At 63.0% G+C, this 16,445-nt stretch carries 14 protein-coding genes and 1 tRNA gene; 12 read left to right on the forward strand and 3 right to left on the reverse strand.

Annotated elements, in window-relative coordinates; genetic code table 11:
- Nucleotides 1-29: 29 nt before the first annotated feature.
- Both ACVKN3_RS06030 and ACVKN3_RS06035 read left to right on the forward strand, forming a co-directional pair.
- On the forward strand, nt 30-1,970 hold the full coding sequence (locus tag ACVKN3_RS06030; RefSeq protein ID WP_354514008.1) for an ArnT family glycosyltransferase: 1,941 nt from the start codon (nt 30-32) through the stop codon (nt 1,968-1,970).
- Complete coding sequence (locus tag ACVKN3_RS06035) at nt 1,967-2,293, forward strand: hypothetical protein (protein ID WP_285403954.1); 327 nt, start codon at nt 1,967-1,969, stop codon at nt 2,291-2,293. Before ACVKN3_RS06030 ends, ACVKN3_RS06035 begins: the two co-directional genes overlap by 4 nt.
- Here ACVKN3_RS06035 and ACVKN3_RS06040 read toward each other — a convergent pair.
- The gene (locus ACVKN3_RS06040) at nt 2,268-3,173 is read right to left on the reverse strand and encodes an LpxL/LpxP family acyltransferase (RefSeq protein WP_354513560.1); all 906 of its coding nucleotides are present in this window, start codon (nt 3,171-3,173) and stop codon (nt 2,268-2,270) included. The genes ACVKN3_RS06035 and ACVKN3_RS06040 overlap by 26 nt on opposite strands.
- Nucleotides 3,174-3,267: 94 nt before the next feature.
- On the opposite strand from ACVKN3_RS06040, the gene dtd reads away from it, so the two are divergent.
- The 5 genes from dtd (at nt 3,268) to ACVKN3_RS06065 (ending at nt 7,186) form a co-directional block, all read left to right on the forward strand.
- A complete protein-coding gene (gene dtd / locus ACVKN3_RS06045; protein WP_354513558.1) occupies nt 3,268-3,708 on the forward strand; it encodes a D-aminoacyl-tRNA deacylase in 441 nt (146 codons plus the stop codon).
- Between the two features lie 182 nt (nt 3,709-3,890).
- The gene (gene rpoD, locus ACVKN3_RS06050; protein ID WP_036138422.1) at nt 3,891-5,753 is read left to right on the forward strand and encodes an RNA polymerase sigma factor RpoD; all 1,863 of its coding nucleotides are present in this window, start codon (nt 3,891-3,893) and stop codon (nt 5,751-5,753) included.
- Nucleotides 5,754-5,877: 124 nt separating this feature from the next.
- Nucleotides 5,878-6,408 (forward strand): hypothetical protein, encoded by a 531-nt coding sequence (locus ACVKN3_RS06055; RefSeq protein WP_285403952.1) that lies wholly within the window; start codon nt 5,878-5,880, stop codon nt 6,406-6,408.
- 95 nt (nt 6,409-6,503) lie between these two features.
- The gene (locus ACVKN3_RS06060; RefSeq protein ID WP_354513556.1) at nt 6,504-7,046 is read left to right on the forward strand and encodes a hypothetical protein; all 543 of its coding nucleotides are present in this window, start codon (nt 6,504-6,506) and stop codon (nt 7,044-7,046) included.
- A gap of 64 nt (nt 7,047-7,110) precedes the next feature.
- Nucleotides 7,111-7,186 (forward strand) — tRNA-Ile (locus ACVKN3_RS06065).
- Between the two features lie 35 nt (nt 7,187-7,221).
- Here the strand turns inward: ACVKN3_RS06065 and ACVKN3_RS06070 are convergent.
- Nucleotides 7,222-8,289, reverse strand: a complete 1,068-nt coding sequence (locus tag ACVKN3_RS06070) for an aldo/keto reductase (protein ID WP_354513554.1) — start codon at nt 8,287-8,289, stop codon at nt 7,222-7,224.
- A gap of 91 nt (nt 8,290-8,380) precedes the next feature.
- Between ACVKN3_RS06070 and ACVKN3_RS06075 the strand changes: the two genes are divergently transcribed.
- Nucleotides 8,381-9,310: an AraC family transcriptional regulator gene (locus ACVKN3_RS06075; RefSeq protein ID WP_354513552.1), complete on the forward strand. Its 930-nt coding sequence runs from the start codon at nt 8,381-8,383 to the stop codon at nt 9,308-9,310.
- A 303-nt stretch (nt 9,311-9,613) separates the two neighbouring features.
- On the opposite strand, the gene ACVKN3_RS06080 is transcribed toward ACVKN3_RS06075, so the two are convergent.
- A complete protein-coding gene (locus tag ACVKN3_RS06080; RefSeq protein WP_354513550.1) occupies nt 9,614-10,024 on the reverse strand; it encodes a YybH family protein in 411 nt (136 codons plus the stop codon).
- A gap of 283 nt (nt 10,025-10,307) precedes the next feature.
- On the opposite strand from ACVKN3_RS06080, the gene ACVKN3_RS06085 reads away from it, so the two are divergent.
- The 4 genes from ACVKN3_RS06085 (at nt 10,308) to ACVKN3_RS06100 (ending at nt 16,367) form a co-directional block, all read left to right on the forward strand.
- Entirely contained in the window at nt 10,308-10,523 is a 216-nt protein-coding gene (locus ACVKN3_RS06085) for a hypothetical protein (protein ID WP_354513548.1), read from the forward strand.
- A 473-nt stretch (nt 10,524-10,996) separates the two neighbouring features.
- Nucleotides 10,997-12,316: a glycosyl hydrolase family 28-related protein gene (locus tag ACVKN3_RS06090; RefSeq protein ID WP_354513546.1), complete on the forward strand. Its 1,320-nt coding sequence runs from the start codon at nt 10,997-10,999 to the stop codon at nt 12,314-12,316.
- A gap of 163 nt (nt 12,317-12,479) precedes the next feature.
- Nucleotides 12,480-14,123 (forward strand): multicopper oxidase family protein, encoded by a 1,644-nt coding sequence (locus tag ACVKN3_RS06095; RefSeq protein ID WP_354513544.1) that lies wholly within the window; start codon nt 12,480-12,482, stop codon nt 14,121-14,123.
- Between the two features lie 207 nt (nt 14,124-14,330).
- A complete protein-coding gene (locus ACVKN3_RS06100; protein WP_354513542.1) occupies nt 14,331-16,367 on the forward strand; it encodes an alkaline phosphatase family protein in 2,037 nt (678 codons plus the stop codon).
- Nucleotides 16,368-16,445 lie beyond the last annotated feature (78 nt).

A 16,445-nucleotide genomic window follows, 5' to 3' on the forward strand; every position in this document is an offset into this window, starting at 1 on the left:
TTCCCGATCCTTCAGCGGTGACGACGCCCTTGTCCAACAGCGCCTATAACCGATCGGAACACCTTCGCGCCCTCTGGCCCTGGCTGCCGCTGTGGGCCGCGATGGCGTTGCTGGCGATCTTCTCCCACGGCCCCATGCCGATGTTTTCCACGCGGACCCTGGCGGTCGCCTGGGAAATGTGGGCGCACGGCCACTGGCTGGTGCCGCACATCAACGGCGAGCCGTACAGCGAGAAGGTGCCGCTGCTGTTCTGGATGATCCACGCCGGCTGGGCAGTGTTCGGCGTCAACGATGTCTGGCCGCGCGTGCTCGAGGTGATCTTCGGCGGCACGCAGCTGGTGCTGGCCTCGGTACTGGCCAGCCGGCTTTTCCCGGCACGCCCGTGGGTGGCCAAGGCCACGCCGTGGCTGCTGATGGGCCTGGCGTACGCCTTCCTGTTCGGCCTGCAGATCATGTACGAGGTGCTGCTGGTGGTGTGGGTGCTGGCGGCCCTGCTCGCCCTGACGCCCACGGCAACGCGTGCGGAGCCGCGCTGGTGGCTGTTCGGCCTGTTCGTCGGCGCCGGCCTGCTGACCAAGGGCCCGGTGATGGCGCTGCACGTGCTGTTCCCGCTGCTGCTGGGCCCGCTGTGGAGCGACTGGGCGCGCCAGCACAAGGCGCGCTGGTACGGCTTCGGCGTGCTCGGCCTGCTGCTGGGCTTCGCCATCCTGCTGGCCTGGGCGCTGCCCGCCGGCGAGGCAGGCGGCGAGGCGTACCGCCAGCGGCTGTTCTTCACCCAGACGGCCGGCCGCGTGGTCGACACGCATGCCGCCGACCTGCAGAACCACGCCCGCCCCGCCTGGTATTACCTGCTGTTCCTGCCGGTCATCGTGTTTCCGCTGAGCGGCTGGCTGCGCGGCATCGTGGCCCTGCCGATGGCGCTGTTCCGCCGGCCGTGGCGCGCGGGCACCGGCGGTGCCATCGCCTGCTCGGTCGTGGCGCTGCTGCTGTCGCTGGTTTCCGCGGTCGCGCACTTCCCGCCGCTGCTGGAAAAGCTGCTGGTGGTGCTGGTGGTGGTGCCGCTGTTCGTCGCGTTGATGCGCCAGCCGCTGGAAACCGGGCTGCGTTTCCTGTTGGCCTGGCTGCTGCCGTCGCTGCTGGTGTTCTCGCTGGTCACCGGCAAGCAGTTGTACTACCTGCTGCCCGAGCTGGCCGGCGTCACCATGCTGGTGGCCGCGTCGGTCGCCGACCTGCGCGAGCGGCATACGGGCCTGGCCACGCGCTACGTGCTGGGCACGTGGCCGCTTTCGGTCGGCGCCTTCGTACTCGCCCTCGCGCTGTTCGCCATGCCGTCGCTGGTGCCCTCGCGCTTCCCGGACAACCTCTGGCTGACCGGCATGGCGCCCTATACCCGCTTCTTCGGTGTGATCTTCATCGTGCTGGGCGCGCTGCTGTTGCTGCGCGGCCGGGGCGAGATGCGCCGGCTGGCCTTCGCCGGCCTGATCGGCACGGTGTCGCTCAATGCGCTGTTCACGCTGGGCGTCTGGTACCGCTACGACCTGGCGCCGGCATCGCAGTACCTCGCCCAGGCGGATGCCGCCGGGCACCCGATCGGCAACCTCGGCGTGTCGTACAACGGGCAGTACCACTTTGCCGGTCGCCTGATGCATCCCATCGCGCGCATCAACGTGGTGCCGGGCATGGCGACACCGGTGGAAGACGACGAGGACACCGCCGTACACAACGGCGACAGCCTGGAGGACTTCGCGCATCACCACCCTGACGGCGTGATCGTGTCCTATGCCAAGCATCCGCCGACGGAGGCCTTCCGCTACGCCCGCCTGATCCAGCCCTCGCGCACCGGCTGGCTGATGATCTGGGACGCCCCCACCCTGGCCGCCTTGCAGGCGGGCCGCGTGCCCGCGGAGCCGAAGCAGCCGACCATGCTCTATCCGCAGGACTACTGGCGCACGCGGGCGGCACTCCGATGAGTCCGGATCCCCTGATCGAACGCCTGCGCGCCCAAATGGGCGGCCCACGCGACGGCGCACTGCTGCGCTTCTCGATCGGCAATGCCCTGCTGGGCGACGGCATGTACCGCGACGCCGCCGCCGCGTTCCGCGAGGCGCTGACGTTCGACCGGGACTACTCGGCGGCGTGGAAACTGCTGGGCAAGGCCCTGCTGGCGGAAGACAACGAAAGCGCCGCGGCCGAGGCCTGGCGCGAAGGCGTCGCCGCCGCCACGCGGCGTGGCGATATCCAGGCCGGCAAGGAAATGACGGTGTTCCTCAACCGCCTTTCGCGGAAGGGCTGACCTTGTAGGGATCCGGCCGGTCGTGGGCGGTGAACCGTTTGTAGTGCCACTGGTACTGCGGGTAGGCGCGCTCCACGCATTGTTCCACCCCGCGGTTCAATGCCGCGCAGGCCGCGCCCAGGTCCGTGCTGTCAATGCCTTCCGGTGCGGGCAGGATGTGGATGCGGAAGCCCTGGCCGTCCGGCAGGCGCTCGGCGAAGCTGAAGAGCACCGTGGCGCCCGTGCGTGCCGCCAGACGCGGCAACAGCACCATCGTCAATGCCTCCACGCCGAAGAACGGCGCGAACTCGCCGTCGCCCTCGCGCGGTTTCTGGTCCGGCAGGATGCCCACGGTGCCGCCCGCGGCCAGCCGCTTGAACAGCGTGCGTACGCCCGCGCCTTCCGCCCGCACCTGCTCCGGTGCCAGCTTGCCGCGCACCTTGCGCAGCAGGGCCTCGATGGCGGCGATGCGCGGCGGTCGGTAGAGGATCGCCATGGGTGTCCGGCTGCACAGCCAGTAGTTGAGCAACTCCCAGCAGCCCAGGTGCGGCGCGGCGACGATGGTGCCCTTGCCGGACGCCAGCGCCGCCTCGAACAGGTCGCCGCCGACCACTTCCCGCACGAGGCCCAGCGAACGGTCGGCGCCGGCGCCCCAGATGGCCGCGACCTCGGTCACCGACTTGCCGGACTCCTCCATGGTGCGCACGAGCAGCGCCCGGTGCTCCGCCTCGGTGAGCGCGGGGCGGGTGAGCCGCAGGTTGACCGCGCTGTAACGCGCGCTGCGCGAGCCGGACCGCAACGAACGACGACCGATCCACGCACCGACGCGATGGACGGTACGCAACGGGAAGAGGCTGACCAGCCGCAGCAGGAGATAGAGAACGTAGATATCCGGGCGCATTCGCGGAAGTGTAAGCCACGCGTCGGGACCCCGCCTCCTGTAAAGCGGGCCGTGCACCCTTTAAGCTTGGCCACCCGCCGCCGCTGACCCCGCCATGATTGCACTGATCCAACGTGTCGAATCCGCACGCGTCGATGTCGACGGGCAGACGGTGGGCGCCATCGACGCCGGCCTGCTCGCCCTGGTCGCGGTGGAACCCGGCGACGGTGAAGCCCAGTGCACGCGCATGCTGGAACGGCTGCGCGGTTATCGCGTCTTCTCCGACGCGGAGGGGAAAATGAACCTCGCGCTGGCCGACACCGGCGGCGGCCTGTTGCTGGTCAGCCAGTTCACCCTGGCCGCAGACACGCGCAAGGGCATGCGACCCAGCTTCACCACCGCCGCCGCGCCCGACGACGCCCGTCGCTGGTTCGACCGCCTGGTCGAACTGGCCCGTGCCGCCCAGCCGGGGGTGGAAACCGGACGCTTCGGCGCCCATATGAAAGTTCACCTGATCAACGATGGCCCGGTCACCTTCCGTCTGGAGGTGCGCTGAGGCGTCCCTGCACGGGGGCTGCGGCTTCCGTCTCCCCTCCCACCGCGACGCGGTCGCCCGGCCGGCAACGGCCATCTGGCGCGATTCTTGCGTTGCATCGGTGGGTCCGATCCACTTGAAAACTGGTCAAAAAATCATCAAATGACTATACTGATCGGTTCCTGTAACCCGCGGCGGTCGGCATGACTAACAAAGCTCACGAGCAGCAGTCTGAAATCAAACAGCTCATCTCCAAGGGCCTGGAGCAGGGCTACCTGACCTACGCGGAAATCAACGATCACCTGCCCGACGACATCGTCGATCCGGAGCAGATCGAAGACATCATGGCGGTGCTCAAGGGCGTCGGCATCGAAGTGCACGACTCCGCGCCGGATACCGACACGATTTCCGACGGCGCCGCCCCCGGCACCAGCACCGACGACGAGTCGGCCGCCGAAGAAGCCGTAGCGCTGCTGTCCGCTGTCGACGCCGAGGTGGGCCGCACCACCGACCCCGTCCGCATGTACATGCGTGAGATGGGCACCGTGGAACTGCTCACCCGCGAGGGCGAAATCGCCATCGCCAAGCGCATCGAGGAAGGCCTCAGCCAGGTCCAGACCGCGCTGGCCAGCTTCCCGCTGACCATCCAGCTGCTGCTGGAGGAATACGACCAGCACGTCGAGGGCAAGCGTCGCCTGAGCGAGATCCTGGCCGGCTTCGCCGACCTGGAAGAAGCCGCCGACCAGGCCAAGGCCGAGGCTGCGGAAGCCGCCGAGGCCGCGGGCGATGTCGAATCCGACGACGACGAGGAAGCGGTGGAAGGCGCCGAGGAAGAGGAAGCCGGTCCCACCGGTCCCGATCCGGAAGAAGTGAAGCGCCGCATGGAAGAACTGCGCTCGCTGCATGGCAAGTTCCAGAAGACCGCGCCCAAGGCCGAGATCAACGACAAGAAGGTCGCGAAGATCCGCGAGCAGATGTCGGAGGCGTTCCTCAACCTCAAGCTGCCCTCGGCGCTGATCGACAGCTTCGTGCGCAAGCTGCGCGAAGTGGTGAACGACATCCGTCACCACGAGCGCGTGCTGATGGACATCTTCGTCAAGCAGGTGAAGATGCCGCGCGCGGAGTTCCTCAAGAGCTTCCCCTCGAACGAAGGCAACCTGGAGTGGGCCGCCGAGCTGTCGCGCAAGCGCCAGAAGTGGTCGCCCAACATCAAGAACTTCCGCGAGGTGATCGACGGCGAGCAGGAAAAGCTGGCCGCCATCGAGCGCACGCTGTACCTGCCGCTGACCGACATCAAGGAAATCAACCGCGCGATGTCCGTCGGTGAGGCCAAGGCCCGCCGCGCCAAGAAGGAAATGGTCGAGGCCAACCTGCGCCTGGTCATCTCCATCGCCAAGAAGTACACCAACCGCGGCCTGCAGTTCCTCGACCTCATCCAGGAAGGCAACATCGGCCTGATGAAGGCCGTGGACAAGTTCGAATACCGCCGCGGCTACAAGTTCTCCACGTACGCCACGTGGTGGATCCGTCAGGCCATCACGCGTTCGATCGCCGATCAGGCCCGCACCATCCGTATCCCGGTGCACATGATCGAGACGATCAACAAGTTGAACCGCATCTCCCGCCAGATGCTCCAGCAGTTCGGCCGCGAGCCGACGCCGGAAGAGCTGGCCAAGGAAATGGAGATGCCGGAGGACAAGATCCGCAAGGTGCTGAAGATCGCGAAAGAACCGATCTCCATGGAAACTCCGATCGGCGACGACGAAGACTCCCACCTGGGCGACTTCATCGAAGACACCAACGCCAGCTCGCCCATCGAGTCGGCGACGGAAACGGGTCTCATGGAAACCGTGCGTGACGTGCTGGCCGGCCTCACCCCGCGTGAAGCCAAGGTGCTGCGCATGCGCTTCGGCATCGACATGAACACGGATCACACGCTGGAAGAAGTCGGCAAGCAGTTCGACGTGACCCGCGAGCGTATTCGTCAGATCGAAGCGAAGGCCTTGCGCAAGCTGCGTCACCCGAGCCGTTCGGAAACCCTGCGCTCGTTCCTCGATATCGACTGATATCGGGGTTGAGGGTTTCGTCGGAAGCGCCCGCTTATGCGGGCGTTTTCGTTTTTGCGGCTGCGGCTGGCGCCTCGAAAGATCTTGCGCTCTAATGCGCCTTGGGGAATCAGGGAATAGCACCATGACAGGGATCTTCCGCGTCATCGCGTTTGCGGTACTCATTTACGCTGCCTGGGCGGTCTTCCGAAGTGGAGCGGCTGCTTACCAACGTCATGAAGCGCGGAAGGCCGTGGCGGCTTCCCTGGACGCACTGCCGGAAGCGCAGCGACGCCCTGCCGTGCTTGCGCTCTATCTCGGCTACTACTGGGGCAATGTCCTCATGATCCCGGCGCTATGTCACGAAAAGGGCGTGGACCTGGACGGCTACGCGGACGCGTTCAAGGAGCGCTATGACACCGAGCACGAGCAGGTGCGCCAGGCCTATGCGAAGCTCGGCGGCAGCGAGCGGCCGATCAGGGAAGCCGCGCGCTCGGACCCGGCCTTCCGTGCAGCCTTTACCAAAAAACTCATCGACACTGAATCGCTGTTCCACCGCGGCGATGCCTTGACGGACAGGTGCCGCGAGGTTGCCGACAAACAGCAGAAAGTCATCGAAACCATGAGCTTTCGCGACTTGATGCCGTATCCGTGGCAGCTGACGGGCTTGCCCTGACGCCATCCGGCGTGTGGTCGGATGAGCAGCGTGCGTTACGGCGCCCGGCGCGTTCTAATGGGCCTCAGGCCTTGTCCCGGCTACAGGAAATCACCATGCCACAGCTTCTCACCACCGCGCGGATCGCCAGCGTATCGCTTCTCCTGGCCGTTGCCTGCGGCCACGCTGCCCCGCAGACACCTGCCGCGCCGGCACGTGCCGAAGCCGGCGCTGCCGCGTCCAAGGATCTCAACTCGCTTCCGCTGGCGGACCAGAAACGGTTTGCCGCCGGTCGGTTCCTTGGCTTCTACACGATCAACGGCCGCACCACCGGTGATGTGTGCCGCGCCGAGGGCGTCGATCTGACGGCCTACGTGAAGGCGTTCCAGCGCAAGCACGATGCCGAGTACGAGCGGGCCGACAAGATCATGGTGGCGTCGGGGTTCTCGACGGCGGAGATGGCCTCGGCCACCGATGCCAACCGAGGCAGGCTGGAAGAGAAGGTGAGGCAATCCCTGCTGGACCTGGCCACGGCGATGAAGAAGACGACGGTCAAGGACGGCTGCGACTACATCGCCGCGCACGTGAGCGACGCCGTGGCCGGGCAGTCCTTCGCAGCGCAGAACCCGGACATCGATGCGGTGCTGATGTCGAACTGAGCCATCTGCGGTGAGCCGGGGCGTTTCGATGGCGCCGGCCAGCGGTTACACTTCCGTGCTTCGCGGGCCTATAGCTCAATGGTTAGAGCAGGGGACTCATAATCCCTTGGTTCCAGGTTCGAGTCCTGGTGGGCCCACCATGTTGCGACGAATAGTGCCGACGTGGCCGCGACGCTTACTCCGGAGCTTCGCCCAGCGTCCAGCTCTTGCCCTCCCAAGGATGGCCCTCAGGGACGCGCGACCTGGCATTGTAGGACTGGATCCATCCGGGGTAGCACGCCGGCAGGGCACTCGCGGCATCCAACTGCGCCAGATCACCCGCCGACAAGGCCAGATCGAAAGCCCCCAGGTTGGCTTGCAGCTGGTCGGGTCGCTTGACGCCGATGATGACGCTAGTCACCGCCTTGCGCGAAAGCAGCCATGCCAGCGCGACCTGCGCCGGTGTTGTCGTGTGGCGATCGGAGACCGCACGCAACGCGTCGATGACGTCGTAGGCCATTTCCTCGTCCACTGGCGGGAATGCGATGCGTGCACGGCGCGCCGTCGCGTCGCTCGTGCCGGAACGGTCGAACTTGCCGGACAAGAGACCGCCGGCCAAAGGGCTCCAGCAGAGCAAGCCAAGCCCCTGGTCCTGGGCGAGCGGGAGCAGCTCTCGCTCAACATCGCGCCCGGCCAGTGAGTAGTACGCCTGGATCGAAACAAAGGGCTCGAGGTTGAGCCGCGCCGCGAGACCCAGCGCTTTCATCAGCTGCCAGGCCGCAAAGTTCGAGCAACCTACATGGCGCACCTTGCCCGATCGCACCATGTCATCCAGCGTCCGAAGCACGACCTCTGCCGGCGTCAATGGGTCAAAGTTATGGAGCTGATAGAGGTCGATGTAGTCCGTCTTCAACCGTTTCAGGCTGCTGTCCAGCGCGGCCATCATGTGATGGCGTGACTGACCCAGGTCGTTGACGCCCGGCCCCGTTCTGGCGCTCGCCTTCGTGGCCACCACCAGCTCGTGGCGGCGACCGGCCAGGATCTCACCCAAGATCTCTTCGGAGCCCCCCATGCCATAGACATCGGCCGTGTCCAGCATATTGATGCCAGCTTCCATGGCCGCGCCGAGAATGCGATCGGCGTCACGGGCATCCAAGCGGCCAATGGCATTGCCGGCAGCGGTGTCCGCGCCACCGAAAGTCATGGTGCCCAGACAAAAGCGCGATACAAAGAGTCCAGTGGCGCCCAAGGTGGCGTAGTGCATGGCGAGACATCCGTTGAAGGGAATGTCATGGTGGCGCGGCAACAACCGGACGGTCTATCCTTCGTCGTCGCCATTTCATAAGCGATCGTCCATGACCGATCCCCTGTCGGGCTTTTTCCGTGCCGTCACCATCCAGAGCGTCGTTTCCGCCCAAGTGACGGTGCGTGGCGACTGGGGCGCTCGCTATCCAGCCTACCGACACTTGAAGTTCGGCAGCCTTCTGGCAGGCGAACGCTGGATCGGTGTGGAGGGAGAAATCCCCATACGTATGCACGCGGGCGATTTTTACCTTCTGACCGACGGACGTCCTTACTACGTCGCTTCGGCGCCGGATACGCCATTGGTCGATGGTGCGGTTGCCTTCGCAATGGGAGGCGACCCCTCCGGCGCCTTGGAGGTCGGATCGGGTGCTATATCGAGCATGGCGATCGGCGGACGGTTCACCTTTTCGGATGACGATATGGCTGGGCAGCTTCGCTTCCTTCCCGCACTGATTCACATTCGAGCAAGCGAGGACACCCAGGGGCGCCTGGCGAACCTCCTGGCGATGCTTAAGGAGGAAACGCAACATGCAGCCCCAGGCGCGACGTTCGCGTTGGCAAACGTTGCCAACCTGATCCTGGTGCGCATCCTTCGTATCTACGCGGCACGCGTCGATATCGGGCCTAGTTGGCTTTGCGGCAGCCTTGATCCGGCGATTTCGGCAGTCCTGTCGCTCATGCACCAAAAGCCGCAGATGCGCTGGACCGTGCAGACACTCGCTAACCACGTCGGCCTCTCGAGATCGGCCCTGGCAGAGCGGTTTCAGCAAAAGGTGGGCCAGGCGCCCATCGCCTACTTAACGCAATGGCGCATGCTGCTGGCTCGCGTGGCCCTACGCCAAGGCCAGCCCATCGCAACCTTGGCAAGCGAGATTGGCTTTGGCTCGGCCGCAGCATTCGGCCTGGCGTTCAAGCGCGAAACCGGCCTCAGCCCGGGGCGCTATCGGCACCATGCGGCAAGCCCCAACCGTCCCGTATAGGTAGGCGCACTTCGCACGGCCGCCACGCTCAGAGACCAGGCGCAATGGGCGCCAACATGTGTCGACTGGGCAACGTAAGCGCATCCCGCAATAACGCTACGCTCCGCAAAATGGAGTCCGCTCCGCTAAGGACCGTGATCGTTGAGGGCGGCTGACGCGAGCGTCGATGCGGTAGAGCCGAGGGCCATTCGCGTCACTGGCCCTCGTGACGCGCACGATGCGATACGGGGTGGCCGGTACGCTTGGCTCCGTTTGTGGATGATGGAGCCTACATACAGGGTAGGCACCACCCGTTTTGATGTCCTACGATCCGACGACGCTATCCAGTAGTGTCGTCCCATAGGAATTATCCACTACGCATAGCCACTTTTCCGAGATTTGTCGAAACACGTAGGTCGCCCTGCGCGAAATCTCAGTTTTCACACCGGCCTTGTCCGTGGCCTGTAGCAGGGTCTCCATGATAACGAGAGCCACATCGCCACCTCGTATAACCTGCATCTCCCCCTGTGTGACAACGATGCTGTTATTGAAATGCTCCGCAATGGCGACAAAAGCTCGGCGGATGCTGTCTTTGCCTGCGACTGTCAGTCCTGGTTTGACCACGAGACTTGCGTCATCCGCATAAAACGTCATCAGTTCGTCGAAGTCTTCGGCTGTGATGGCTCGATCAGCGGCCTCGATTGTCTCTCTGAGAGTTCGGGTAAGTGCGTCCATTTCTGTGCTCCTGGGTGAGCCTCAGAATCAGGAATGAAAAACCCCGCTTCTGAGGCGGGGTTCGGCATACCGTGCGCAGTCCCACCACCTAGGTGCAGGTGGTGATAATGGGATTGGCGCAACGGAAACGGTAACTGTTCATGGCATGACTCTTCCGCATACAGCCAAAAAAATCAACTGATAAGATCCTGTATTGCCAGACCGGTTGCGGTCACCGCAATGTAGCCGCATCGATGGTTGAACATTATGAGGATGTCGGGTCATACGGGATGAGAGTGCGCCCATGACAACGCAGCGTAGTTGGAAGACCGCAGCGGCTTCGATAGGTACTTTAGGTATTGCCCTACTGGCGTATCACCAGCAACCAAATCTGAAAGGCGCTTTGGCAGGAGGTGCGTTCCTGGTGCTTGCCTGGCGATTGGCCTTCATCGGCATGCCTGCGCTCAATGTGACTCTCGAGCAGGTTTATCGCCTGAATCGCGAGGGCTCGTTCAATTGACCGCTCGCCGGTAAGCTGTGCGAAATCGCCATGGGAATCCTGCTGCTGGCCAGTTTTCTGATTTAAGACCAGGTGACGCAGCGTAAGCGTCGTTTTGACCCCAGCGGCAGAACGTCGGGGTGGCTGGCGGGACGGCCTATATCAGGCCGGCCTGATCCCCGCCGAACGACGCCGGCTACGGCGCCTTCGCGATGATCTCGTCCAGGGTTGGCAGCATCGACGACCCCACGTTACAAATATCGCCTACGTCACAATTTGTAAAAGGTACCGAGAACGACCGCCGTCGCTTCATACATGGTAGACATGCCAAGTTCTTAGTACGACCTATACCTAACGCAGATATTTGCTCATCTACGTAGACCAGTACACGATTGCCATTCGGTCCCTTAGATAGCCCAGTCGGAATGGCTTTCATATAAATATTGTTCCACTATTGGGGTTAATCAGTGCAAAGACGTCAAGTTATCAAAGGTATGGCTGCAGCCATCATCGCGGCCCCCGCCTTAGCAGAGTCAGCCGCGCGCAGTCAGGCTGTCGTACCTTCTCGAGAGGTCAGCGTCCTCGACTTTGGAGCCGTCGCAGACGGCGACAGCGCGACGCCGACTAACAATAGCCCCGCCTTTGCAGACGCTATTGAGGCTCTGACTACTGTCGGCGGAGGGGTTCTACATATTCCCCCCGGAACCTACTATTTGGCACAGTCGCTTCAGATATCTCTTTCGGGAAACGATGGAGACATAGCTATTCAAGGAGGCGGAAGCAATCAGACGAAGCTACGTTTCCCCGGCTCCGCTGGACACGGCTTGATTTTCTCGCTAGCTAGTTCCGGAGCATCTCCAACTTACCAGAGCGCACGCGTCAGAGACCTAGCACTACTGACAGACAATAGCGCTGTGGGCGGATCCCAAACGGACCCGGGCCGATGCGCGATCCGATACGTGCCGAGCTCTCCGCAGCAAGGATCGCCGTATCTAACGGCTGTAATTCAGAACGTAGAGATCCGCGGTTTAAATGGATTTTCGCATTTTTGGGATACAGGAATTTATCTAAACAATGTAGTCAACGCCTGGATCGAGGCTGTAGAGGTACTAGGGAAATTCAACTACCACGCGGCCTTCCAAGGCATCTTGGCTGATCGTTACGCCGTAAATGTGTCCTGCTCTAACTGCCAAGTGAACTATTGCACGTATGGCTTCCGAATGTACTCGAACGAGGGGACGGCTCTTCCTTCCGGCACGCAAGTAGCGGGCACAGAAGGTTTGCAGATCATCAACTGCGGCGTCGGAGGAGCACACACGGGTGCCTTCCACGACAATGGTACAAGTCCTGAGCCTAGGCCCGCGTTGCAGGTCGTCGGATGCAACTTTAATTGCACCTACAATTGCGTCGCGACATCCAATGTCACCGAATGCGTCGTCACAGGCAACGTGTTCTACCTTCAGCCTACGGCCTTTGTAGATATCGCGCCCGGCGCGGCATGTGTAAACATCGTTCCGGCTAATGGAGGGTCTGCGGTGAGTAGGCATGCGATCGCCGGTAACATTTTTCGCGCGCTTTCCTCTGTAGCTGCTGTTCGTGGGATCGTCTGCGGGGGTCAGAATGTCGCGATCTCTGGAAACAGCTTCGATTCGTTTGATCTGGGCATAATCTTGACCCCCACTTCCGCCCATTGCCTCCTGTCCGGGAACACGTTCGCGAATATCTCAACCTTTCAAGTCCAAAACGCCGGAACCGCGAATTCTTACGCCGCCGCTAGTTCATTGCCGAGCGGCTCGAGTGTAAACATAGTCTGATCTGCAACCTTCGTCGACCCGAGCGAGCCGCCCCATACCAGTTCTAAAAGTGCGTTGAGGCACTTGTTAAACGTTACGCAAGACAGATGGCCTTGATTGAAATGCCCCTGTCATTCAGCCGACCTACGGTGGCTTGCTCGACAAGCCATCAACGATGATCCCCATGGACAACTCCCGACGCCGTTTCCTGGGCGTCGCCGGCGGATTCGCCGGTGCATGCGTTCTCGTCGACACCTTTCGCGTGGCCCAGGCCATGGACATGCCGATGACCATGCCCATGAAGCAACGCATGGCCATGCCGGCCCTGGCCGCGCCGAACGTGCCGCTGGTAAACCCGGTGACCATGGCAAGGTTCGTCGATGCCCTGCCCGTGCCACCGATCGCCGTACCCACGGGCAAGCGTGCTCACCCCGCGGCCGGCGGCCAGCAGCTGCCGCTCTATCGCATGCCGATGCGCGCCTTCAGTGCCAAGGTGCACCGGGATCTGCCGCCGACACCGCAATGGGGTTACGCACGGTGCACGCCGGGCCCCACGATCGTGACGCGCCGTGGCGAGCCGGTGCTCGTGGAATGGGCCAACGAGCTTCCCACCCGGCATTTCCTGCCCATCGATCACAACATTCATGGCGCGGAGAAAGCCAAACCCGACGTTCGCACCGTCACCCATGTGCACGGTGCGCGCGTTTCCGCGCCGAACGACGGTTGGCCGGAAGACTGGTACGTGCCGGGTAAATCGTCGACCGCCCTCTACCCCGGCGACCAGGACGCCACCACCTTGTGGTACCACGATCACGCCATGGGCATCACGCGCCTGAACATCTACGCGGGCCTGTTCGGCAGCTTCCATGTGCATGACGACGACGAGCAGGCCTTGGGGCTGCCCTCGGGCGAGTTCGACATTCCGCTGATGCTCTACGACCGCCTGCTTGCCAGGAGCGGCAAGCTTTACTACCCGGTGTCGGACGATCCCAACGCGCCCTGGGTGCCCGAATGCCGCGGCGATGCGGTGCTGTGCAACGGCAAGCTGTATCCGTATCTCGAGGTGGAGCCGCGCCGCTACCGCCTGCGGCTGGTCAACGTGGCCAATACCAGCTTCTTCAACCTGTCGCTGTCACATGGCAAGCCGTTCCAGCAGATCGGTAGTGACCAGGGGCTGCTGTCAGCGCCCACAGATCGCCTGCGCATCGAACTCTACCCCGCCGAACGTGCCGAGGTAATCGTCGACTTCAGTGCGTATGCCGGCCAATCGGTGCAGCTACGCCACCAGGCCGATGGCATCGTGGAATTCCGCGTTCGCGCCAAGGGTCGCCGCGATACCTCGGTGGTACCGGCCGCGCTGCGGCAGGTGCAGCGCATCGATCCCTCCACGGCGGTGCAGGACCGCGTGCTTGCCTTGGGCGAGCAGGACGATTCGGGCGGCAATCCGATGACGATGCTGCTCGATGGAAAGATGTGGAGCGATCCCATCAGCGAAAAACCAAAGAAAGGCACGGTGGAAACCTGGACGTTCGTCAACGTGACGGGCGACGCGCACCCCATCCACCTGCACCTTGTGCGCTTCCAGGTGCTGGAGCGCCGTCCGTTCGACCTCTTCGCGTGGAACGCCCGCAAGGAACTGAAATTCACCGGGCCATCGATACCACCTGCAGCGCACGAAGCCGGCTGGAAAGACACCGTGCGCTGCGACCCCGGGATGGTCACGCGCATCATCACGCGCTTCGACGGCGAGCCAGGCAAATACGTCTGGCACTGCCATTACCTCGAGCACGAAGACAACGAAATGATGCGCCCCTACGAACTGATCTGAGTCCCCCACGGTTTTTTATTGCGGTGGCGACGATTGTTCGCAATATCTTGCATTGACACAGGAGTGTCATCACGCACTCACGCATTGTCGCGTGTGTGCCAACGATTGGTCACATGCGGGGTAGATGCTCAGGTCGGTCGATAGGCCACACACACAACCTTATCGACACGCATCAGGGGGAAGACTTCAGGTAGGGAGAGATTCAAAATGCTTACACGGTTGCACCGCACACGGCTCTTGCCGCTGTTGATGGGTGCGCTTTCCGCCGGCCTCGCCGGCGGCGTCAGCGCGCAGGACACCACGCCGCCCGACCACGATGCGCCGTTCCGCCAGAATGTGCCCGTGGCTCCCTTCAACAACCCGGGCGGTCTTCCCGGCGGCATCGTCTTGATGCACAAGCCGCACCATGGCCAGGACAACAGCGACAATACGGTCACCCCGATCAAGCACGTGATCCTGCTGATCGGCGAAAACCGCACGTTCGACCACGTGTACGGCACCTACACGCCGCCGAAGGGGCAGTCGGTAGACAACCTGCTGTCCAAGGGCATCGTCAATGCCGACGGCACGCCAGGTCCGAACGTGGACCTTGCCACGCAGTACATGGCTTCGAGCACCGGCAAGTTCGACATGTCGCCCAAGAAGGCCGGCAAGTACAAGACCCTTCCGCAGATGAACACCGGTGGCGCACCCACCGCGGCACCCTTCGCTTCCGCGACGCAGGCACAGGCCATCGAGCCGGCCCTGCCCGATGACGCTTACGACATGCTCGCTGCCGGTGGCACGGGCCTGCCCAACCGCGTGGTCGATACCCGCTTCCCGGCCAAGCTTGCCAACGCGCCGGTCGACATGCATGCGTCGATCGGCTATGACGCCTACGCCAACAGCCCTGTGCACCGCTTCTTCCAGATGTGGCAACAGCTCGATTGCGACACCAAGGCCTCCACCGCCGCCAACCCGAGCGGCTGTCGCCACGACCTGTTCCCCTGGGTCGAAACCACCATCGGCGCGGGCACCAACGGCAAGCCGCTACCGGCGAACTTCAACGACGAGAGCACCGGTGAAGGCGCCACCGCCATGCAGTTCCTGAACATGGCTCAGGGTGATGCACCGTACTTCAAGAAGCTGGCCCAGAAGTATGCGCTGAGCGACAACTTCCACCAGTCGGTGATGGGCGGCACGGGTGCCAACCACATCATGCTGGGCTACGGCACCTTGATCTACTACGCCGACGCCAACGGCGATCCGGCCACCCCGCCAAAAAACCAGATCGAGAACCCGGACTCGCAATACGGCACCAACAACTGGTGGATGCAGGACGGTTACAGCGGTGGTTCGTACGTCAATTGCTCCGACGAAAGCCAGCCGGGCGTGAAACAGATCAAGAACTACCTGCGCTCGCTGCCGTACCTTACGTTCAAGGGCACGGACTGCAAGCCCAAGGCCTACTACCTGGTGAACAACTACAACCCGGGCTACCTGGGTGACGGCACGCCGGCTCCGCTGGGCGCCGACCAGTTCACCATCCCGCCGACCACGCAGGAGAACCTGGCGTTGCTGCTGGAGAAGCACAAGGTTTCGTGGAAGTACTACGGTGAAGGCTTCGGTGGCGGCAAGGAAGACGGCGAGGGCGGCACCTTCTGCAACATCTGCAACCCGTTCCTGTACTCCACCCAGGTGATGACCAACCCGGAACTTCGCGCCAAGAATCAGGACCTCAACGACCTTTACAACGACATCCAGAACGATACGCTGCCGGCGGTTTCCATTGCCAAGCCGGACGGCATCCTCGATGGCCATCCGGCCTCGTCGAAGCTGGACCTGTTCGAAGGCTACGTGCGCAAGATCGTCGAAATGGCCGAAGCCAACCCGAAGGTGTGGGACGACACCGTCATCATGGTGACCTTCGATGAAGGTGGTGGCTACTACGATTCGGGCTACATCCAGCCGATCGATTTCTTCGGCGACGGCACGCGCATCCCGCTGCTGGTGGTGTCGAAGTACTCCGTCGGTGGCAAGGTCGTGCACACGTACTACGACCATGTCTCGTTCGACAAATTCGTCGAGGCCAACTGGAACCTGAAGGACCAGATTTCCAGCCGCAGCCGCGACAATTTGCCGAACCCGGTGTCGTTCAAGGAGAACCCGTATGTACCGGTGAACGCACCGGCCATCGGCAACCTCATGGACATGTTCAACTTCACCCGGAAGGATGTCAGCGACACCACCGCGATCGATGACTGACCGCGCAAGGTTCGCTTGATACCGACCCTGCCCGCGAAAGCGGGCAGGGTTTTTATGTTTGCAAGGAGTCGGATGATG

The sequence above is a fragment of the Luteibacter sp. PvP120 genome (genome assembly GCF_054055715.1).